At 75.5% G+C, this 19,984-nt stretch carries 20 protein-coding genes; 9 read left to right on the forward strand and 11 right to left on the reverse strand.

Features of this window, described 5'->3' with window-relative positions; all coding sequences use genetic code 11:
• Positions 1 to 74 precede the first annotated feature (74 nt).
• The 7 genes from ACLWS4_RS09865 to ACLWS4_RS09895 form a co-directional block, all read right to left on the reverse strand.
• Positions 75 to 1,373: a beta-ketoacyl-[acyl-carrier-protein] synthase family protein gene (locus ACLWS4_RS09865; protein WP_416873819.1), complete on the reverse strand. Its 1,299-nt coding sequence runs from the start codon at positions 1,371 to 1,373 to the stop codon at positions 75 to 77.
• The gene (locus ACLWS4_RS09870) at positions 1,370 to 2,986 is read right to left on the reverse strand and encodes a class I adenylate-forming enzyme family protein (protein ID WP_416873820.1); all 1,617 of its coding nucleotides are present in this window, start codon (positions 2,984 to 2,986) and stop codon (positions 1,370 to 1,372) included. The genes ACLWS4_RS09865 and ACLWS4_RS09870 overlap by 4 nt, the downstream gene beginning before the upstream one ends.
• 317 nt (positions 2,987 to 3,303) lie before the next feature.
• Positions 3,304 to 3,873 (reverse strand): beta-ketoacyl synthase N-terminal-like domain-containing protein, encoded by a 570-nt coding sequence (locus ACLWS4_RS09875; RefSeq protein ID WP_199823237.1) that lies wholly within the window; start codon positions 3,871 to 3,873, stop codon positions 3,304 to 3,306.
• A complete protein-coding gene (locus ACLWS4_RS09880) occupies positions 3,870 to 5,027 on the reverse strand; it encodes a beta-ketoacyl synthase N-terminal-like domain-containing protein (RefSeq protein ID WP_380737247.1) in 1,158 nt (385 codons plus the stop codon). The genes ACLWS4_RS09875 and ACLWS4_RS09880 overlap by 4 nt, the downstream gene beginning before the upstream one ends.
• Positions 5,024 to 5,290 carry an acyl carrier protein gene (locus ACLWS4_RS09885; RefSeq protein ID WP_416873821.1) on the reverse strand — a complete coding sequence of 89 codons (267 nt, stop codon included), beginning with the start codon at positions 5,288 to 5,290 and terminating at the stop codon, positions 5,024 to 5,026. Before ACLWS4_RS09885 ends, ACLWS4_RS09880 begins: the two co-directional genes overlap by 4 nt.
• Positions 5,287 to 5,562 (reverse strand): acyl carrier protein, encoded by a 276-nt coding sequence (locus ACLWS4_RS09890; protein WP_049653814.1) that lies wholly within the window; start codon positions 5,560 to 5,562, stop codon positions 5,287 to 5,289. The genes ACLWS4_RS09885 and ACLWS4_RS09890 overlap by 4 nt, the downstream gene beginning before the upstream one ends.
• A 77-nt stretch (positions 5,563 to 5,639) precedes the next feature.
• Positions 5,640 to 7,064, reverse strand: a complete 1,425-nt coding sequence (locus ACLWS4_RS09895) for a class I adenylate-forming enzyme family protein (protein ID WP_416873822.1) — start codon at positions 7,062 to 7,064, stop codon at positions 5,640 to 5,642.
• 180 nt (positions 7,065 to 7,244) lie between these two features.
• Here ACLWS4_RS09895 and ACLWS4_RS09900 point away from each other — a divergent pair, with 180 nt between their 5' ends.
• The 4 genes from ACLWS4_RS09900 (at position 7,245) to ACLWS4_RS09915 (ending at position 11,614) form a co-directional block, all read left to right on the forward strand.
• Positions 7,245 to 8,345, forward strand: a complete 1,101-nt coding sequence (locus tag ACLWS4_RS09900) for an alpha-hydroxy acid oxidase (RefSeq protein WP_416873823.1) — start codon at positions 7,245 to 7,247, stop codon at positions 8,343 to 8,345.
• A 202-nt stretch (positions 8,346 to 8,547) separates the two neighbouring features.
• Complete coding sequence (locus tag ACLWS4_RS09905; RefSeq protein WP_388046509.1) at positions 8,548 to 9,324, forward strand: class I SAM-dependent methyltransferase; 777 nt, start codon at positions 8,548 to 8,550, stop codon at positions 9,322 to 9,324.
• Positions 9,325 to 9,362: 38 nt separating this feature from the next.
• Entirely contained in the window at positions 9,363 to 10,298 is a 936-nt protein-coding gene (locus ACLWS4_RS09910; protein WP_416873824.1) for an alpha/beta hydrolase, read from the forward strand.
• Positions 10,295 to 11,614: a PLP-dependent aminotransferase family protein gene (locus tag ACLWS4_RS09915; protein WP_387967826.1), complete on the forward strand. Its 1,320-nt coding sequence runs from the start codon at positions 10,295 to 10,297 to the stop codon at positions 11,612 to 11,614. Before ACLWS4_RS09910 ends, ACLWS4_RS09915 begins: the two co-directional genes overlap by 4 nt.
• A 63-nt stretch (positions 11,615 to 11,677) precedes the next feature.
• On the opposite strand, the gene ACLWS4_RS09920 is transcribed toward ACLWS4_RS09915, so the two are convergent.
• From ACLWS4_RS09920 to ACLWS4_RS09935, 4 genes are all read right to left on the reverse strand, one after another.
• Entirely contained in the window at positions 11,678 to 12,442 is a 765-nt protein-coding gene (locus ACLWS4_RS09920; RefSeq protein WP_416873825.1) for an ABC transporter permease, read from the reverse strand.
• Positions 12,443 to 12,530: 88 nt separating this feature from the next.
• A complete protein-coding gene (locus ACLWS4_RS09925; protein WP_049653828.1) occupies positions 12,531 to 13,505 on the reverse strand; it encodes an ATP-binding cassette domain-containing protein in 975 nt (324 codons plus the stop codon).
• A 117-nt stretch (positions 13,506 to 13,622) separates the two neighbouring features.
• On the reverse strand, positions 13,623 to 14,825 hold the full coding sequence (locus ACLWS4_RS09930; RefSeq protein WP_416873826.1) for a glycosyltransferase: 1,203 nt from the start codon (positions 14,823 to 14,825) through the stop codon (positions 13,623 to 13,625).
• On the reverse strand, positions 14,822 to 15,121 hold the full coding sequence (locus ACLWS4_RS09935; RefSeq protein WP_117492998.1) for a hypothetical protein: 300 nt from the start codon (positions 15,119 to 15,121) through the stop codon (positions 14,822 to 14,824). The genes ACLWS4_RS09930 and ACLWS4_RS09935 overlap by 4 nt, the downstream gene beginning before the upstream one ends.
• Before the next feature lie 143 nt (positions 15,122 to 15,264).
• Between ACLWS4_RS09935 and ACLWS4_RS09940 the strand changes: the two genes are divergently transcribed.
• The 5 genes from ACLWS4_RS09940 to ACLWS4_RS09960 all read left to right on the forward strand — a co-directional run bounded on the left by ACLWS4_RS09940 (position 15,265) and on the right by ACLWS4_RS09960 (position 19,976).
• On the forward strand, positions 15,265 to 16,197 hold the full coding sequence (locus ACLWS4_RS09940; RefSeq protein WP_117492999.1) for a 3-oxoacyl-[acyl-carrier-protein] synthase III C-terminal domain-containing protein: 933 nt from the start codon (positions 15,265 to 15,267) through the stop codon (positions 16,195 to 16,197).
• A gap of 141 nt (positions 16,198 to 16,338) precedes the next feature.
• Entirely contained in the window at positions 16,339 to 16,629 is a 291-nt protein-coding gene (locus ACLWS4_RS09945; RefSeq protein ID WP_049653836.1) for a phosphopantetheine-binding protein, read from the forward strand.
• 4 nt (positions 16,630 to 16,633) lie between these two features.
• On the forward strand, positions 16,634 to 17,419 hold the full coding sequence (locus ACLWS4_RS09950; protein ID WP_416873827.1) for a hypothetical protein: 786 nt from the start codon (positions 16,634 to 16,636) through the stop codon (positions 17,417 to 17,419).
• The gene (locus ACLWS4_RS09955) at positions 17,416 to 18,099 is read left to right on the forward strand and encodes a 4'-phosphopantetheinyl transferase family protein (RefSeq protein WP_416873828.1); all 684 of its coding nucleotides are present in this window, start codon (positions 17,416 to 17,418) and stop codon (positions 18,097 to 18,099) included. The genes ACLWS4_RS09950 and ACLWS4_RS09955 overlap by 4 nt, the downstream gene beginning before the upstream one ends.
• A gap of 122 nt (positions 18,100 to 18,221) precedes the next feature.
• Entirely contained in the window at positions 18,222 to 19,976 is a 1,755-nt protein-coding gene (locus ACLWS4_RS09960; RefSeq protein ID WP_416873829.1) for a condensation domain-containing protein, read from the forward strand.
• Positions 19,977 to 19,984: the final 8 nt, after the last annotated feature.

Here is a 19,984-nt window from a genome sequence, read left to right on the forward strand (position 1 = left end):
ATGGTGGATCGAGGATCGGGGCGCGCCGGCGCCGCGCGGCGGTGCGCGGCGGGCGACCGCGGTCGGCGGTACCGCTAGCGGGCGGTCCGGGTGGAGGCCGGGCCGAGGATCAGGCTGAGGTTGTGGCCGCCGAAGGCGAAGGCGTTGCTCAGCGCGGCGCGCACCGGGACGGTCCGGGCGGCGCCCCGGACGTGGTCCAGGTCGCAGGCCGGGTCGGGGTCGGTCAGGTTGAGGGTGGGCGGCAGCGTCCCCCGGGCCATCGCCAGGGCGGTCACCGCCGCCTCCAACGCGCCCGCGGCGCCCAGCAGATGGCCGGTGGCGCCCTTGGTGGAGCTGACCGCGGGCGGCTCGGCGCCGAAGACGGCGCGCAGCGCGGCGGTCTCGGCCACGTCGCCGAGCTTGGTACCGGTGCCGTGGGCGTTCACGTAGTCGATGTCACCCGGGGCCAGGCCCGCGTTGGCGAGCGCGGCGCGCATCGCGTCGGCGGCGCCGGTGCCGTCCGGGCGGGGCATGGTCGGGTGGTGGGCGTCGGTGGAGGCGCCCCAGCCGAGGACGTCCGCGTAGCCGGCGGCGCCGCGCGCCTCGGCGTGCTCGGCCCGCTCCAGGACCAGGACGGCGCTGCCCTCGCCGAGCACGAAGCCGTTGCGGCGGGCGTCGAAGGGCCGGCTGGCCTGCTCGGGGTCGTCCCAACCCTGCGCCAGAGCCCGGGCGTTGGTGAAGGCGGCGGCGATGGTCGGGTGCAGCGAGGACTCGGTGCCGCCGCACACCACCACATCGGCGTCCCCGGCCCGGATCAGCCGCAGCCCCTCGGCGATCGCCTGGGCGCCGGCCGCGCAGGCCGTCACCACGGCGGAGCTGTAGCCCCGGATGCCGTGCTTGATGGCGATCCGGGCGGCGGCCATGTTGGAGAGCATGCCGGGCAGCAGGTACGGGCTGACACCGGGGCGGCCGCGCTCCAGCCGGCGGTGCGACTGCTGCTCGAAGGTCTCCAGTCCTCCGCCGCCGGTGGCCAGCACCACGGCGGTGCGGTGCGGGTCGGCGTCCCGGCCGACGGCCAGCCCGGCGTCGGCGAGCGCGTCGTCGGCGGCGGCCAGGGCGAGCAGCACGAAACGGTCCACGCAGCGGGTCTCGGTCGGCGGCAGCACCTCCCGGCCGTCCACGGCGGGGGCGAGCCCGGCGGCGGGCAGCCAGCCGTGCGCGGCGTGGCCCTCGGGGACGGCGCGCAGGCCGGAGCGGCCGGCGGTGAGCGCCTCGAACACCTCGGCGGGCTTGCGGCCGAGCGGGGAGACCAGGCCGATGCCGGTGACGACGGCGCCGGGGCGCGGGGTCGTGCGCCCGCCCCGCTCGCCTGCTCGCACACTCCGCTCGCTCATGCGCCCACCGCCGCGAGGTGGGTCTCCCGCAGCAGGACCTTGCGGACCTTGCCGGTCGGGCCGAGCGGAATGTCGTCGGGGGAGACCACCAGCACCTTGCGGACGGTCGCGGCGGCGGCCTCGTCCAGGGCGGCGACGACCGCCCCGGTGCGGTCCGCGGCCGGGTCGGCGTCCGCGGCGAGGAGCAGCAGCACGTCGGTGACGACGCGCTCGCCGTCCCGGACCGCGACCACCGTGCAGTCCAGCACGTCCGGGCAGGCGGCCAGCACCCGCTCCTCCGACATCGCGGTGAACAGCCGCCTGCCGTCGCCGAGTTCGACCGAGTCGACGGCCCGGTCCACGTGGTAGTAGTAGCCCTCCTCGTCCCGGTACATCAGGTCCCCGGTGAGGAAGCGGCCGCGCAGCCGGGTGCGGAAGGTGGTGGCCGAGTCGTTCCAGTAGCCGAGCGCCAGGGTGGGTGAGGCGGTGGCGAGTTCACCGACCTCGCCGGGCCCGAGCGGCTCGCCGTCCGGGCCGACCACCTCGCAGTCGACGAAGGCGTGCGGGCGGCCGACGCAGCGGCCGTAGCGCTCGGTGCCGGGGCCGTGGGTGATGAAGAAGTGCGAGTGCCCCATCTCGGTGGAGCCGAGGCCGTCCACGAACAGCGAGCCGGGCAGCCGGGTGCGGCCGGCCCGGGTGACGGTCTCCCGGCTGCCGGTGGCGATCAGGCGGCGGATGTGCACCTCGTGGGCGCAGTCGCCGGTGTTCCACCAGAGCGCCACGGAGGTCAGGTCGCGGGTGGCGAGGTCGTGCCGGGCGAGGTCGGCCCAGGTGGCGGCGAAGCCGATCACCCCGGTGGGCCGCCACCGCTCGACGGCCTCCAGCACGCCGTCGCCGGACTGCCGGGAGAGCACGGCGAGTTCGGTGTGCGAGCTGAGCGCGAGGTTGAGCGCGATCAGGGTGGCGGCGTGCGGGGCGGGCAGCGCGCTGAGCATCCGGTCCTGGCCCTGCGGGCGGGGCAGCCGCAGCCGGTGGCGGATTGCGGCGTACAGGCTCGCGTGGGAGTGGACGACGGCCTTGGGCATGCCGGTGGTGCCGGAGGAGTGGGTGATCGCCACCGGGTCGCCGGACCAGTGCCGGTACGGCTCCGGGGCGGCGTCCGGGTCGCCGGCGCCGAGGGTGGCGATCTCGGGCAGCAGCGGCGCGCCCGGGTCGTGGCCGGCCAGTGCGGCCAGGTGGGCGGGGTCGGCGAGGACGCCGGCCGCGCCGAGGCGGGCGATGTAGCGGGCGGCCCGTTCGCCGTCCAGGTTGGGGTTGAGCAGCGCGGGGACGGCGCCGAGCCGGGCCAGGGCGAGGAAGGCGAGCACGTGGTCGGCGGCGTCGCTCGCGTACACCACCACCGGGTCGCGCCGGGTGATGCCCAGGCCGTGCAGCGCGGCGGCGCGGGCCCGGACGGCGCGGTCCAGCTCGCGCAGGGTGAACGGCTGCCAGGCGGGGTGGTCGTCCACCGGGGTGTCGAAGCTGAGCAGCGGTACGTCCAGGTCGAGCCCGAGCGCGATCCGGGCGGTCAGGACGTTGCCGGCGCCCACGTCGGGGTCGTCCGCGAGCTGGGTGCGGAGGCTGCGGATGGTCACGGGGGTGGATCCCTCCCTCGGGGCCGGTGGACGGCCCGGGCGGCTGATCGGGTGGCAGGGTCGGTCGGCCGCGCGGGTGCGGCGGGTGCGGTCGGCTGCTCGGGCGGCGTGCGACGAATGGCGTGCGGCGAGTGGCGGGCTGCGTGCGGTCGGTCGCTCGGGCGGCGGGTGCCTGGAGCGAGGCGGAGACGGGCGGGGGCGCTGGTGTGCCGGGTGCGGCTGCGTCAGGCGCCGGGCCTCGATGGTTCCTACGGCCGGGGGCGGTCGCGGGGTTCAGTCCGGGCGGCGGTTCGGTCCGGTCGGACGGTTCGGAGGGGTCAGTCCGGCCGGTTTCCCGCCGCCGGAGGGGCGAGCAGGACGGCCGCGGCCCGGTCCCCGTCGGGCGTCTGCTCGACGGCCACGGCCAGCACCAGATCGGCGTCGCCGTCCTGGAGCAGCAGCGCGGCGAGCTCGAACGCCTCGGCCGGGACCACGCCGGGTTCGGCCTCGGCCGGGCAGATCGCCACGATCGGGCCGGTCAGGCCCCAGCGCGCGGAGACGTGCCCGAGGACGGCGTTGGGGTTGGACTGGAAGAACAGCAGCGGGCCGGTCCGCTGTCCGGGTTCGGCGCTGCGCTCGATGGCCCGCGCGGTGTCGAGGTCGCCGCTCGCGCTGGCGAGCAGCAGGGCGGTCCGTCCGGGGGCGGGCGGTTCGCCGTGGTGGGCGCGCAGGCAGCGTTCGGCGGTGTCGGCGACCAGCGGGTTGAAGGCGGAGGCGGCGAAGCCGGGCAGCGGTGGCGGCGGCCCGTCCAGGCCGGGTGCGGGGCGGCGGGCCTCGGCGAGGATCCGCAGTCCGTGGGTGTGGTCGGCAGGGGTGTTCTCGGCGGTGGTCATGGCGGTGGCGGTCATCCCGGGGCCAGCAGGAGGGCGGTGTTGGCGCCGCCGAAGGCGGAGTTGAGGCTGAGGGCGTACGGCGGCCTGGCGGCGTGCGGGCCGTCCAGGACGAGGTCCAGCGCGAGGTCCGGGTCGGGGCCGAGCCAGCCGGCGTTGACCGGGAGCAGGCCGGTGCCCAACGCGCCGATGGTGACGGCGAGTTCGAGCAGTGCGGAGGCCTCCAGGGCGTGCCCGTGCACGGACTTGCTGGAGCTGACCGGCAGACGGTCGGTGTGCGGGCCGAACACCCGCCGCAGGGCGCGGGCCTCGGCCCGGTCGGCGAGGGTCGAGCCGGTGCCGTTGGCGTTGACGTAGCCGACCTCGGCCGGATCGACGCCCGCGCGGGTGAGCGCGGCACCGATCGCCCGGGCCGTCCCGTCGCCCTCCGGTTCCGGGCGACAGACGTGGTGGGCGTCCCCGGCCCGGCCCCAGCCGGCCAGCCGGGCGAGCGCGGGCGCGCCGCGCCGTTCGGCGGCCGGGGCGGACTCGACCAGGACGGCGGCGGCCGCGTCGGCGAGCAGGGTGCCGGTGCGGCCGGCGCTGAACGGGCGGGCCTCGCCGTCCCGGGCCAGTGCCCGTCCGGCGTCGAAGACCGCGAAGACGCCCGGTCCGACCAGGTGTCCGGCCGCGACCAGGACCCGCTCGTGCCGCCCGGCGGCGACCAGGGCGGCCGCGTCGGCGACGGCGGTCGAGGCGGCCACGCAGGCGCCGTTGTACACCCGGGTGACACCCGGCGCGCCCCACCCGGAACGGACCCCGGCGGCCACCGCGTCGGCGGTCGCCCGGGTGCGCTCGTCGCTGTGCAGGGCGAGCAGGACGGGCAGGCCGGCGCCCTCGGCGGCGGTCAGCCCGGCCTGCCCGCAGGCCTGGCCGATCGCGTCGAGCACGGCCCTGGCCAGGGGGAAGGTGCAGGCCAGGGGCACGGTGTCGGGGAACAGCGCGGCCCGGGTGGTGCGGCGGGCGCTCACGTCGAAGCGGGTGACCGGGCCGGACAGGGCCTTGCCGTGGGTGGCGGCCTCGGTGAGTACGGCGAGCCCGCGCCCGGCGGCGCTGAGCACCCCGACACCGGTGACCACCGGGCGGTCGGCCGCCCGGCCTGGTGGGCCGGAGCCCGTGCCCCCGGGGATCACGGCCGGGCGCCCGCGCGGTCGGCGAGGACGGCCTCGCGCAGCAGCCCGGTGGCGTCGTCGACGGTGCGCACCGCGCCGAAGCGGTCGTCGTCCAGGTCCAGCTGGAGTCCGTACCGCTGCTCGAACTCGGCGACGAGCCAGGTGAGTTCGAGCGATCCGAGGTCTTCGGGCACGGTGCCGACGGCGCGCTGCCCGAACGCCGCCAGCATGGTCAGGACCTCGGCCCGGTCCGGCAGGGCGTCGGGGAGCGGGGAGCCGGTCACGCGGCGCTGCCGGAGGTGGCGGCGAGGGCGTCGACCCGGCGGGCGACGTCGCCGGTGAACTCGTCCAGCGTCATCAGTGCGGTGGTCTCCATCTCGTCCAGGTCGAACTTGATCCCGAACTCGTCCTCGACCTGCACCGACAGGTCGGCCAGGGCGAGCGATTCGAGGTCCAGCCCGGCCGGGCCGAGGTCGGTGTCCCCGGTGACCTCGGAGACGTCGTACTGCATCTCGGCGAGTGCCGCCAGGACGAAGGCGCGGATGCGGTCCTGCATGGTGGGCTCCTTGTCGGGGTGGTGGTGCGAAGGGGTCGGGGCGCGGCCGGGTGCGGCCCGCGCGCCGGTGGGCGCGGTCAGCCGGCGGTCGCGGTCGCGCGCAGGGCGGCCGGGTCGCGCAGCAGCTTTCCGGTGGCGGTGCGGGGGAGGCGGTCCAGTCGGGCGAGCCGGCGCGGCCGCTTGTAGGCGGCCAGGCGGCGGGCCAGCCCGTCCTGGACGGAGGAGAGGTCGGTCCCGGGTTCGGTGGCCAGGTAGGCCTCGATCGCGCCGCCGTCGAAGACCACCACGGCCTCGCGGACCCCGGGCAGCGCGGTGAGCGTCTGCTCGACCTCGGTGAGGTCGACCTTCAGGCCGCCGATCGAGACCTGGGAGTCCAGTCGGCCGAGCACGGTGACCGGGCCGTCGGCGGCCAGCTCGGCCGCGTCCCGGGTGTGCAGCCAGCCGTCGGACCAGCGGGTCGGATCGTCCAGTCCGGGGTACGGGGAGGACTCCGTGCCGATCTGCAACTCGCCCTTCACCAGGCGCAGTCGCATGCCGTGCACGGGCCGCTTGGCAGGGTGGAGCGTACCGGAGAGGTCGGTGGCGATCACCCCGGTCTCGGTCATGCCGTACATGGTGCCGAGCGGGACGCCGTACCGCTCGGTGAACAGCGCGGGCAGTCCCGGGCGGACGAGTTCGCCCGCCACGACCATCCGCCGCAGCCGGGGCAGCGGCGGGGGAGCGACCGCCCCCGCCAGCAGTTCGGCGTGGAACGGCACCCCGATCACGGTGGTCGGCCGGTCGCTCGCGGCGACCTCGGCGAGGATGCCCGCCGCCGTCATCCGCTCCGGCACGGTGAGCGCGACCCGGGCGTGCAGGCTGTTGAGCAGCCCGCCGACCAGGCCGAGCACGTGCACCACCGAGGAGAGCAGGACGACCCGTTCGCCCTCGTCGGGGAACTCCACCAGCCTTCGATAGCAGTCGAGTTCGCGCAGCAGATCGGCCGCGGTGCGGGCGATGACCTTGGCCGGACCGGTGGATCCGGAGCTGAGCTGGATCAACGCGTGTCCGGTGCGGGCCGGGTGCCCGTCCGCCAGCGGGACGGCCACCGGCTCGACTTCGGAGAAGCCGCGCAGGGCCGCCGCCGACCGATGGGCGGAGCCTACCAGCACCTGCGGGGCCAGCCGGGCCACCGCCGCGTCGATCTCGTGGTCGGTCAACCGGTGGTCGAGCAGGGCGACTTGGGCGCCGAGGCGCCAGCACGCCAGCAGCACCGCGACGAACGCCACCGAGGGCGGCAGCCGCAGCGCCGCCGTCCCGCCGGGTCCGAGCCCGGCGGCCGACAGCCGTTCGGACTGCTCCTCGACCAGGGCGCGCAGGGCGTCCCGGTCGAGCGGTGCGCCGAGGCGCAGGCACTCCTCGCCGCCGGGTCCGGCCAGCAGCAGCCGGTCGACCCAGGAGTCCGGGGCGTCGGAGTGCGGCAGGAGGGCAGGCGGAAGTACGGAGGGGAGAAAGCCGGTCAACGCGGCTCCACACAAGTGAGGGGATTTTGACATGAACGCCGTTAACAAATCCGAACGGCCAATTCCGTGGCCAGACCTTGGCACAGACGTTTGGTCAAATCAAGGTCTATACCAATGTGGTCGTTGCTCCTACGCTGCCGAAGCAGGACCGGCCCGCGTGTGGCCGTCCTGGAACGAGGAATGCCCGTGGGACTTCTCACGCTGGCCGGGATCGAGCGTGCGGCGCACGCCCAACTCCCACCGGAAATCTGGGATTTCATCGAAGGTGGAAGCGGCGCCGAACGCACCCTGACGGCCAATCGGGAGATGTTCGGACGCCATGCGCTGCGCCCGCGCACCCTGGTCGACGTCTCCGCCTGCGACCCCGCGCTGACCCTGCTCGGCGCACCGTTGCGCCTCCCGCTCGGCATCGCCCCGATGGCCTACCACCGGCTGGTCGACCCGGAGGGGGAGACCGCCACCGCGCGCGCCGCCGGCCGGGCCGGCGCCCTGCTGGTCGCCGGGATGTTCGCCAGTCGGACGCTGGAGGAGATCGCCGCGGCCGCCATCGGCCCGCTCTGGCTCCAGCTGTACTGGCTGCGCGAACGCGCCGTCCTCGCCGCCCTGGTGGAACGCGCCGAGGCGGCCGGCTACGGCGCGCTCGTGCTGACCGTGGACGCCCCCAGGATCGGCCGCCGGCTGCGCGACCTGCGCAACGGCTTCGCCGTCCCGTCGGCCGTCCGCGCGGTCAACCTGGACCAGGCCCTGACGGCCGCCAGCCACCGCGCCACCGCCGGACGTTCGGGCATCGCCGAGCACGCCCGCGAACAGTTCGACCCCGCACTGAGCTGGACCGACCTGGCCTGGCTGCGCGAACGCACCCGGCTGCCGCTGGTCCTCAAGGGGATCCTCACCGCCGAGGACGCCCGGCTGGCCGTCGAGCACGGCGTCGACGCCGTCCTGGTCTCCAACCACGGCGGCCGCCAACTCGACGGTGCGATGCCGGCCCTGGCCGCCCTCCCCGAGGTGGTCGACGCCGTTCCCGCCGAACTGCCGGTGCTCTTCGACGGCGGCGTGCGCAGCGGCACCGACCTCGTGATCGCCCTCGCCCTCGGCGCCCGCGCCGTGCTGGTCGGCCGCCCCGCGCTCTGGGGCCTGGCGACCGACGGCGAGGCCGGGGTGCACCGGGTGCTCGACCTGTTGCGCGAGGAACTGGAGCACACCATGGCCCTGTTGGGCCGCCCCCGGCTCGCCGACCTGGACCGTACGGTCCTCGCGCCCTGGCCCTGCCCGGTCGGCTGAACCCTGGCCCCCCGCGCGGCCGTTGAACCCGTACCCCCGCGCGGCCGGCCGGGCCCGAGTCCCGCACGGCTGTTGAACCGCGCGGCTGTTGAACCGTGCAGTCGTTGAACCACGCGGCAGTTGAACCACGCGGCCGTTGAACCGCACTGCCGTTGAACCGCGCCGTACCCGAACCGCGTTCTCCCCCATGGAGGTCCGACACATGACCGAGCAGAACGAACGATTCCCGGGCTGGGACTGGGACGACCCGGACGGGCTGGCTCCCCGGCTGGACGCCTTCAGCGAGCAGGTCGCCACCTGCGACACGCTCGAAGCGCACCCCGGCGGGCTGCCGCGCGACCACCAGGGCCTGCGCGAACTCGGCATCACCGGAATCGAGTTCGCCGCCTTCCGGACCGCCCACCCGGAGGGCCTCGGCACCGACCTCGCCACCCTGCGCGGCCCCGACGCCGCCACCGCGCCCGGCACCCTCTACCGGGTCGACGGCGACCGCTGGTTCACGCAGCTCGACATCGCCGAACCGCTGCCCTTCGCCGACGCCAGCGTCGACTGGGTGTACGCCGAGCACCTGATCGAGCACGTCACCATGCCGGTCGCCGTCGGCTGGCTGCGCGAGGCCCGCCGGGTGCTGCGCCCCGGCGGCGTCCTGCGCCTGACCACCCCCGACCTCGCCCGCTACCTGGTCGGCTACGCCACCGGCGACGGCTTCCTCGGCAAGCACCGGCGCCGGCTGACCACCCTCGGCTTCGGCCCGCCGATGCCCGAGCGCCCCGCCTTCCTGGTGAACCAGATCTTCCGGTACTTCGGGCACCAGTGGATCTACGACCTGGACGAGCTGCGGCACGTCCTCACCCGGGCCGGCTTCGACCCCGACGGCATCCGTCCATGCGCCTACCGGCAGGGCGCCCGTCCGGACGTCGCCGACCTCGACACGGCCTTCCGCACCGACGAGACCGTGTACGTCGAGGCAGACTGCTGAACCCGCCGCCGAGCCCCGCGCACCGAACGGATCCGCCCATGCCCCTGCACCCCCAGGCCGAGGCGCTGCGCGCCCGGCGCGCGAGCAGCGGGACCCCGCCGCTCTACACCCTCACCCTCGCCGAGGCCCGTGCCGCCGACCTCGCGGACATCCGCGCGGCGGCCGGCACGCCCGAGCCGGTCGCCGCCGTCGAGGAGCACCGCGTCCCCGGCCCCGGCGGCGAACTCGCCCTGAGGCTCTACCGCCCCGAGCCGCCCGGCCGCCGACTGCCCGCCCTGCTCTACCTGTTCGGCGGCGGCTGGACGCTCGGCTCGCCCGACACCAGCGACGCGATCTGCCGCCGGCTCACCAACGCCGTCGGCTGCGTCACCGCCTCCGTCGGCTACCGGCTCGCCCCCGAGCACCCCTTCCCCGCGGCGCTCCACGACAGCCGCGCCGCACTGCTGCAACTCGTCGAACGGGCCGAGGAGTTCGGCGTCGACCCGGACCGGATCGCGGTCGCCGGCGACAGCGCCGGCGGCAACCTCGCCGCCGCGCTCACCCTCCTGCTGCGCGCCGAGGGCGGCCCCGCCCTGCGCCACCAGCTGCTGGTCTACCCCAACACCGACCACGGCGCCGACACCCCGTCGCTGCGCGACCACGACGACCCGGCACTGTTCAACCGCCGCTCGGTGGACTGGTACTGGGGGCACTACCTGGCCGACCAGGGCGACGGCGCCAGCCCGTACGCCTCCCCGCTGCGCGCCGCCACCCTGGCCGGCCTGCCGCCCGCGACCGTGCTGACCGCCGAGTACGACCCGCTGCGGGACGAGGGCGAGCAGTACGCCGAGGCGCTGCGCGCCGCAGGGGTCCCGGTCGAGCTGCGCCGCTACCCGGGCATGCCGCACGGCTTCTTCGCCATGACCGGCACCCTGGACGACGCCGCCGAGGCCCAGGCCTTCGCGGCCGGGTGTCTCCGGGAGGCGCTGCGGTGACGGTTCCGCCCGCTCCGGGAGGCGCCGCGGCGGACCTCCGACTGGACGACCTGCACGCCTCCCTGGCCGATCCGCTGCTGGACGCGATGACCTTCCTCAACGAGGTCACCACCCGCTACCCGGACGCCGTCTCCTTCGCCCCCGGCCGCCCCTACGAGGGCTTCTTCGAGCCCGAGGACGTCCCGGCCTACCTGGAGACCTACCTCGCCCACCTGGCCGACCGCGGCCTCGGCCGGGACGCGGTGCGCACCGCGCTGTTCCAGTACGGCCCGACCAAGGGCCTCATCAACGACCTGGTCGCCCGCGCGCTGGCCAACGACGAGGGCCTGACCGTCGACCCCGGGGCCGTGGTGGTCACCGTCGGCGCCCAGGAGGGCATGCTGCTGACGCTGCGCGCCCTGTGCGCCGGCCCGGACGACGTCCTGCTGGTGAGCTCGCCCTGCTACGTCGGCGTCACCGGCGCCGCCCGGCTGCTCGACCTGACCGTCCGCCCCGTCCCCGAGGGCCCGGACGGCGGCCCCGACCCGGCGGCGGTCCGCGCCGCCGCCCGCGCGGTGCGGGCCGAGGGGCGCCGTCCGCGCGCCCTCTACGTCGTCCCGGACTTCGCCAACCCCTCCGGCACCAGCATGCCGGTCGCGGCCCGCACCGGGCTGCTGGAGGCCGCGGCCGAGGAGGGCGTGCTCGTCGTCGAGGACAACCCGTACGGCTTCTTCTCCCGCACCCCGGGGCAGCGGCCCACCCTCAAGGCGCTGGACCGCCGCCGCCAGGTCGTCTACCTGGGCTCGTTCGCCAAGACCTGCTTCCCCGGGGCCCGCCTCGGCTACGTGGTCGCCGACCAGGAGGTGGCCGGCCCCGACGGGCGGCGCAGCCTGCTCGCGGACGAGCTGGCCAAGCTGAAGAGCATGACGACGGTCAACACGCCCGCGCTCAGCCAGGCCGTCATCGGCGGCATGCTGCTGACCCACGACTGCCGCCTGCGGGCCGCCAACGCCCCTGCCACGGCCCACTACGCGGCGGGCATGGACACCCTGCTGCGGGAGCTGGACCGGCATTTCCCGGCCTCCGTGCGGCGCCGGCTGGGCATCTCCTGGACCCGGCCGGACGGCGGCTTCTTCGCCGTGCTGACGGTGCCGTTCGTCGCCGACGAGGCGGCCATGGAGCGCTGCGCGCGCGACCACGGGGTGCTCTGGACGCCGATGGCGCCGTTCTACCCGGCGGGCGGCGGCGAGCACCGGCTGCGGCTGTCCGTCAGCTCGCTGACGCAGGCGCAGATCATCGACGGCGTGGCGAAGCTGGCGGCCTTCCTGACCGCCTGAGGTCGCGACGGGGACGACGGAGGGGCCCGGCTCATCGCGAGCCGGGCCCCTCCGTGCCGTCCGTCAGCGCACCCGGGTGGAGAACAGCCGGGCCGACCAGTACACCGCCAGGACGGTCATCACCGCGACCACCAGCAGCCCCTGCCAGACCACGTCGTCCCCGGCGTGCCCGGAGAACAGCGCGCGCATGCCCTCCACCGCCCAGTAGAAGGGGTTCCACCTGGCCGCCTGCTGCTGCCACTCCGGCGCCAGGGTGAGCGGCAGCAGCACCCCGGACAGCAGCGCGATCGGCTGCGCGATGGTGTTGACCACCGGCGACATCGCCGCGTCGGTCGGCACCATCAGCGCGATGCCGAAGGAGATCGCCGAGGTCATCAGCGCCAGCAGGCCCAGCAGCAGGTAGGCGAGCAGCAGGTTCAGCGGGCTCACCCGCAGCCCGAACGGCAGGGCGATCAGGGTGATCAGGACGGCCTGCACCAGCAGCGCCACCATCTCCCGCATCGCCCGCCCGAGCAGCAGCGCCAGCCGGCTCACCGGGGTCACCCGCGAGCGCTCGATGATGCCGGACCTGAGCTCGCCGAGCAGGCTGAAGCCGGTGTACAGCCCGCCGAAGATGCACAGCACCGCCAACAGGCCCGGTACGTAAACCTGGTAGACGTCGGCGTAGCTGCGCGCGCCTTCCGAGGCGAGCACCTTCTTCAGCAGCGGGGCGAACAGCAGGAGGTAGAACACGGGCTGGATGATGCCGACGGCGATCCAGATCGGGGTGCGGATCATGAGCAGCAGCTGGCGCTGGAAGACCAGCCAGGTGTCGCGGGCGAGCTTCACGGTCTCCCCAGGGAGGTGTGCGGGGCCGGGTGGTGCGGGTCCGGGTGGTGCGGGGGCGGGACTGCCGCGGCGGGCGCCCGGTGCGGGGTCAGGACTGCTGCAACGAGCGCCCGGTGCGGGCCAGGAACACGTCGTCCAGGCTGGGCCGTTGGAGCTGCACGGTGCCGGGCGTCAGGCCCGCCGCGTCCAGCGCGCGCAGCAGCTGGGGGATGGCGGCGGCGCCGTCCTCCAGGTACAGCCGCAGCCCCTCGTCGCCGTTCTGCTCCAGCCGGTGCAGGTACGGCTGCGGGCGCAGCACCGCGGCCGCGCGCTCGAAGGCGGCCTCCGCGGCGTCCAGCCCGACCAGGACGACGTCGCCGGAGATCTCGCGCTTGAGCGCCTCGGGGGTGCCCTCGGCCACCACCTGGCCGTGGTCGACGATGGCGACCCGGTCGCAGAGCGCGTCGGCCTCGTCCAGGTAGTGGGTGGTGACGACCACCGTCATGCCCTCGGTGCGCAGCCGGCGGATCTCCTCCCAGACGTACGCCCGGCTGGCCGGGTCCAGCCCGACCGTGGGCTCGTCCAGGAACAGCACCCGCGGCTGGTGGATCACCCCGAGCGCGATGTCCACCCGGCGGCGCTGGCCGCCGGAGTAGGTGGCGCACGGGCGGTCTCCGAACCCGGTCAGGTCGAAGGCCTTGAGCGCGTCCGCGGCGGCCTGGCCGGCCTGTGCCTTGGCCGCGCCGTACATCCGGGCCTGGAGCACCAGTTCCTCGCGGGCGCTGACGTTGTCGGTGGTGCCGCCGCCCTGGGCGACGTAGCCGATCCGGCGGCGGACCCCGGCGGGGTCGGTGAACAGGTCGGCCCCGGCGATGACGGCCTGTCCGCCGTCGGGGCGGATCAGGGTGGCCAGCATGCGCAGGGTGGTGGTCTTCCCGGCGCCGTTGGGGCCGAGGAAGCCGTAGATCTCGCCGGCGGCGACCGACAGGTCGATGCCGCGGACGGCGTCGACGGTGGTGTCGTCGCCGCCGCGGCGGGAGGTCTTCTTGCGGTAGGACTTGCGCAGTCCCGTGGTCTCGATCAACGGGAACTCCCGTGCGGGGATGGGCTGCCACGGCACCTGGGAAGGCGGGGCCCGGCACCTGCGGAGGGCGGTGCCGCTGCGACACCCTAGGGCGAACCCCGCCCCGGAAACAATGGCCTAGACCAATGGACGTGCGGTCTCCCGGTCTGCTACAGGGCGCCGGCCCGGGCCCGTTCGGCCGAGCGCCTCCAGCCGGTCCGCCGCGACCACCGCACCGCCCCCGGCCAGCAGTTCCGCGCCGACCTGAACCGCCCGCCGCCGGTACTCCGTGGAGTCGAGTACGGCCCGCAGCGCGCCCGCCAGCCGTTCCGGCGCGACGCGCGCGAACGGCACCCGCAGCCCCGCGCCGGCCGCCGCCACCTGGCCGGCCACGACCGGCTGGTCGTGCCGGATCGGCGCGGTGACCAGCGGCAGGCCGTGCGCCAGCGCCTCGCCCACGGTGTTCATCCCGCCGTGGCAGAGCACCGCGTCCAGCTCGCCGCGCGCCATCAGCTCCAGCACCGGCGCCCGGTCCACCGCCACGGCCCGGGGCGGGAGTTCGGGCAGCAGCCCGCGCGGCGCGGCGAACACCGGCTGCACGTCGTCGCCGCACAGCTCCAGCGCCCGGACGGACCGGGCCAGGAAGTCCGCGCCCAGCTCGCCGGCCAGCGTGCCCATGGTGACCAGCACCCGCCGCCGGCCGGGCAGCAGCCGCTCCCACGGGAAGTCCGGGTCGTGCGGCCGTACCGACAGCACCGGCCCGACCAGCGCGTGCTCCGGCGGCGGGGCCGAACCGGTCAGCGCCGGACCGGTGGTCGCCAGCACCAGGGCGGGGGAGAAGCGCGGGTCCAGGTACTCCTCCGGAGGCAGCGCGGCGCGCTCCCACAGCCCGCGCAGCAGCCCGGCCATCCAGGCCTCGACCTGCGGCAACGCCCGGTAGGGGCACCCCAGTTCCATCGCCCCCGGCGCGAAGGACGCCCACGGCAGCCCGTGCCGGTGCGCGACCAGCGCGCCCGCCGGGGTGTGCTGGTCGACCAGCAGGACGTCCGGCCGCCACTCCCGCACGATCGCGTCCAGCGGCTTCGCGGTGAACCGCGCGTACGGGACGATGAAGCCCTCCCAGAGCGTGCGCAGCGCGGCCAGCCCGTGCCCGCCCTGGGCCCGGAACGCCCGGGTGCCGGTGCCGAGCACCTCGGCGTGCGGGCCGAGCAGTGGGCGCAGCACGGACTCGGTGCCGGTCCAGGCGACCTGGTGGCCGCGTGCGGTCAGCTCGGCGGCGATGCCCGCGGCCGGGTTGACGTGGCCGGTCAACGGCGGCATCACCAGCAGGAACCGGGTCATCGCGCGTCCTCCTCGGGGAGCAGTCGCCGCAGGTCGGCGACGGTCAGGGCCTCCAGGGCGGCCAGGTCCAGCCCGGCGCGCAGCGCGGCCAGGTCGGCCCGCGGACCGAAGCGCTCGCGCAGCCGTAGCGACAGGTCGGCGAGTTCGTTCTCGTCCAGCAGCAGGTCGCCGTCCAGTCGGGCGTCCGGGGTGACGTGGCGCGCCCAGTCGGGCGGCGCGCCGGCCGCCTCGACCAGCAGGGCCACCAGCTCCGGGTCCAACGGGGCGTCGGGGTGGAGGGGTTCAGGGTTCGGCATGAGAGATCTCCCACCTGCTCGACGGCACGGGGGTGAACGCGGCCGCATCGGAGCGCAGTTGGCGGCTTCCGGGGAGCGGCGGCGACGGTGGAGGGGCCCGGGATCACTTGTGCGACCCGGCGGGCGTCGGAATACTAGCCCGGGTGACCGCACTGGAGGCAGTGGCCGTCCACCTCCCCCCACACGCCGTTCCCATCGAGGCGGTGGGCGAGCGCATCGGCCTGACCCCACGTCAACTCCGTCTCTTCCGCCGCTTCCACGGCCTGGACCAGCTACGTCTGGACCCGACCGGGACGCTGCCCGACCTGCTCGAAGCCGCCCTGGACAACCTGCCGGAGCTGCGCGGACGCGAACGCGACGTCCGCTTCGTGATCCATGCCCGCAGCATGCCGGTGGCGGTGCCCCATCCGCTCAACCCGCTGCACGACCTGCTCGAAACCCGTGGCCTGGCGCACGCCGACGCCTTCACGGTGACCCACCACGCCTGCGCGGTGGGCCTGCTGGCCATCGACCTGGCCGGCCGGCTGCTCGCGGCCGAACCCGACCCGGCGGCGCTCGCACTGGTGCTGACCGGCGAGAAGACCTTCACCAGGGACGCCCAGGTGGTGCCCGAGACCGGCATCTTCGCCGAGGGCGCGGCCGCCTGCCTGGTCAGCGCCGACGGCGAGCGCCACCGGATGCTCTCCTTCGCGGTGCGCCAGCGCCCGGAGTTCGACGGCCGGCTGGCCGAGGACCCGGACCTGCTCGCCCGCTACCAGCGCGAGTACCCGAACGTGATGGTGGAGGCGATCGAGGCCGCCCTGGACCAGGCCGGTCTGGACCTCTCCGACCTGGCCGCGATCCTGCCGCACAACGTCAACCAGGCGTCCTGGCGGATGATCGCGCGCCGGATCGGCTATCCGGTCGAGAAAGTCGTGCTGGACAACGTGCGGTCGGTCGGGCACAGTTTCGCCTCAGACGGCCTCATCAATCTCCACACCGCCACCACGCGGGGGCTGCTCCGCCGCGGCGACCACTACCTGATCGCCGCCGCCGGTGTCGGAGCCACGTTCTCCGCGATGGCCATGCGGTACTGACGGCCCGCCGACTCCTCCGGCGGCCGTCGTCCGCACAGCGACGCCGTATTTCCCACACCGCATTTCCCACGCCACCCCAGAGCCCCGGGGCGCCTGCAAGCCCCGGAGCACACATCCCACGTACGACGGGACGGGACACCCATGTCAGAAGCCGCGGTCCAGACCACCGACCCCGAACTGCGCGAGCGCATCCTGCACGGCATCGGCGAGCTCCTGCCGCGCGTCCTCAAGCGCGAACTGCCCGAGATCCCGCAGGACGCCTGCCTCTTCGACGACCTCGGCCTCACCTCGGCCGGCACCATCGAGCTGATCCTGGAGCTGGAGGAGTCGCTCGACATCCAGGTGGACGTCGAGCAGATCACCGAGGACGACCTGCGGTCGGTCACCAGGCTGGCCGACTACGTCGCCGGGCACGTCATCCCCGAGGACTGACCGGGTGGCCCCCGGTCCCACCGGCCTGCGGATCACCCGGGTGCTCGCCCGCCGCTCCGACGGCCGCTCGGAGACCTCGCTCGACCCGGACCTGCGGGTCTTCGTCTCCGACCTCGTCCGCCCCTACGGCCTGCCGCTGCGCGAGGACCTGCTCGGCGAGGGCGTCGGCCACTCCTACGAGGAGCTGGCCGCCGGACCGCTGCGCGAGGCGCTGGCCGAGGACGAGCCGGCGGACCTGCTGATCCTGGCCTTCGACACCCCGGACGTCCGGCCCGGCGCACCGTCCTCGCTGGCGCTCAGCCGGTCCGTCCCGGGGAGCCCGCTCTCCTTCGCGGTCTGCGACCAGGGCGGCGCGGCGGCCTTCACCGCGCTGCGGCTGGCCGCCGCCCACCAGCGCACCGGCACCTGCCGCCGGGCCGTGGTGGTGCTCGCCGAACAGAGCGCGCTGCACTACGAACCGTCCGGGCCGGTGCCGTTGCCGGAGCGGCACGCGGTGGTGGTGCTGGTCTGCGAGGAGGCCCCCGGCGGCGGTCTGGCCGTCCGGCAGACCCGGGGCGAGGCCTCCCCGGCGGAGGCGGTCCGGGCCGAGGCCGAGAAGCTCGGGCCGGAGGCGGCGCTCCTGCTCGGCCCCGGCTTCGGCGCCGGGGAGCCCCCGCCGGCCCAGCCGTTCACCGGACTCTGGGCGGAGCTGGCCGACCACCTCCCGCGCTGGCGGGCGGACGGCCGGCCCGCGCTGCTGGCCGGGTACGACCGCCGGCTCGGCGTGCTCAGCACGCTGGCCCTGCCGTGACGGCGATCGACCTCTGGCTGATCGATACGCGTCAACCAGCTGTACCGGCCGCCGAGTTGTGGCCGTTGCTCGACCCGGACGAACGCGCCCGGGCGGCGCGGATGGACCCAGGGGCGGGCGAGCGCTTCACCGTGGTGCGCGGCACCGTCCGGCGGCTGGTCGCCGCCCGGCTCGGCGTGCCCCCGGCCGCACTGGTCTGGCGGTATGGCCCGCACGGCAAGCCCGAGCCCGAGCCCGCGGCGGCCGGTGGGCTGCGGGTCAGCTGGTCGGCCTCGGGGGCGTTCGCGGCGCTGGCCCTCGCCGAGGGGCGGGCGGTCGGCGTCGACGTCGAGCGGCTCCACGACCCCCGGACGGCCGAGCGGATGGCCGCCCGCTGGTTCCCGTCCGAGGAGGCGCGGTTCGTCGCCGAGCCCGTCGAACCGGCCGAGCGGGCGGCGCGGTTCACCACCCTGTGGTGCCGCCGGGAGGCCTGCGTCAAGGCGTACGGCGGGCGGCTCGCGCGGTCCTTCGGCGTGCCCGTGGGCGGCCCCTCGCCGGTACTGGTGGCCGACCCGGGCGGGCTCGGCACCGGCCCGTCCCGGCTCTGCGACGTTCCCGTGGCGGAGCCGTTCCGGGCTGCCGTGGCGGCCCTCGGGGAATCGCCGATACATGTCAACTGCCGTGTGTGGAAAGAAAATTGACGATGGATCGGGCCCGTCGAGGTTTGGTCTGGACCAGTTCGCGAGGGCGCTGGTAGCGTCCCGTCACACCCCCTGCCGAACCCTCCCCGGCCCTCCCCGGCGAGCCGAAAGGCGCGTACGACGTGACACCGCAGGACGCCCCACCGAACGATCCGACGTCACTCGGCGCGACACCGCGCGGCACGACAGCGACCCCCAGGCGGATCACCGTCCGGTACGCCGCCGAGGGCGGCGGCTCCGGCCCGCTCACCCGGGGCCAGGGCAACATGGTCCTCTGCATCCGGCGCGACCCGCCCGAGGGGATCAACAAGGACTCCGTCTGGCCGGTGCCCGACGGAGTCTCGGTCCCCGCCGGGCTGGTCGCCCTGCGCCTGCTGGTCGAACGCCACGAGTCGCTGCGGACTTCCTTCCCCGCGGGCCCCGACCCGGACGGCTTCCCGGACCGCCAGGTGGTGCACCGGAACGGCCGGTTCGCCGTCACGGTGGTCGAGGCCGGCGGTCGGAGCGAGGTCGAACTGGACGTGCTGGCCGCCGAGTTGGGCCGGGCGGATGTCGCCGTCCCGGTGTCCCTCGATGCTCCGCCGCGGGTCCGGTTCACCATGCTCGCCGCGGGCGAGCGGCTGCTGCGGCTGGTCGCCGTGGTCTGCCACGCGGGTGCCGACGGCGCCGCCACCGCGGTGCTGATCCAGGACTGGCACGCCCTCGCCGCCGGGAAGGAGCTGCCGCCGGTCACCGCTCCGACCCCGCTGGAGGTCGCCGTCGCGGAGCAGAGCGCCCAGGGCCGCCGCAGGGTCGCGGCCGCGCTGCGGCACTGGGCCCGGGTCCTGACCGCCGGCCCGCAGGTCGTCTTCGCCGACGCGCGGATCACCGGCCCGCCCGGCGACCACAGCGCCCTGCTGGTCCGCTCGCGCACCGCCGCGGACCACCTCGCCGCCGTCTGCCGGCGCACCGGCGCCAGCCCGTCGGTCGTCCTGCTCGCCGCCTTCGCCGCGCTGGTCGCCCACCGGTCCGGCAGCCGCGAGCTGGTGCTCTCGGCGCTCTCCGCCAACCGCCAGCGCGCCGCCCTGATCGACCACGTGGGCACCCTCGCGCAGGACGCGCTGATCCTGCTCGACACCGGCGCGGCCGACCTCGACCAGCTGATCGGCCGCGCCAAGTCCGCCTCGCTGAGCGCCTACTGGCACAGCATCCTGGACGCCCAGCAGGTCTGGCAGCTGGTGGACGACGCCGCCCACCTGCGCGGGGCCCGGTTCTCCCGCCAGGTGGTCGTCAACGACCTGAGCCTCACCATCCCGGCCGCCGTTGCCGACGCCCAGCCGCCCCCGGCCGTCGACCCCGAACTCACCGTCCTGCCCGCCCCGCCGCTGCCGGTCCGGCTGATGTTCACCATCCTGCGGATCACCGGCAGCCTCGACTTCGCCCTGATCGCCTGCCCCCAGGTGCTCGACCCCGAGGAGACCGAGGGCTTCGCCCGGGCCCTGCCGGCCCTGCTCGCGGCCGCCGCCGAGGGGCCGGTGCTGCTGTCCGACCTGCCCGCCGTGCTCGGCCCGCCGGGGGGTGAAAGGGGCGGCGAATGGCGGCTGGTCGACGGCGCCTGGATCGACCTCGCGGCCGTCCGCGAACTGCTGCGGACCGCCCTCGGGGAGCACCGACTCTCCGAGGAGGAGGGGAAGTTGGTGGTGGAACTGGCGACCGTTGACCCCTCGTTCGGCCCGGTCGAGGCCCACCGTGCGGTGGTCGCCGCCCTACCCGGACGCGACACCGCGATGGCGCCGCACCACTACGTCGTGCGGCAGGACCTCCCGGCGGGGGAGCGGACCGAGGCGGGCAGCGGGCGCGACCCGGCCGTCGCCGCCCGGCTGTCCGTGCTCACCTGAAGGGATGA

Origin of the sequence: Kitasatospora sp. SC0581, from assembly GCF_048159585.1 — a bacterium.
In the GTDB taxonomy this organism is placed as follows: domain Bacteria; phylum Actinomycetota; class Actinomycetes; order Streptomycetales; family Streptomycetaceae; genus Kitasatospora.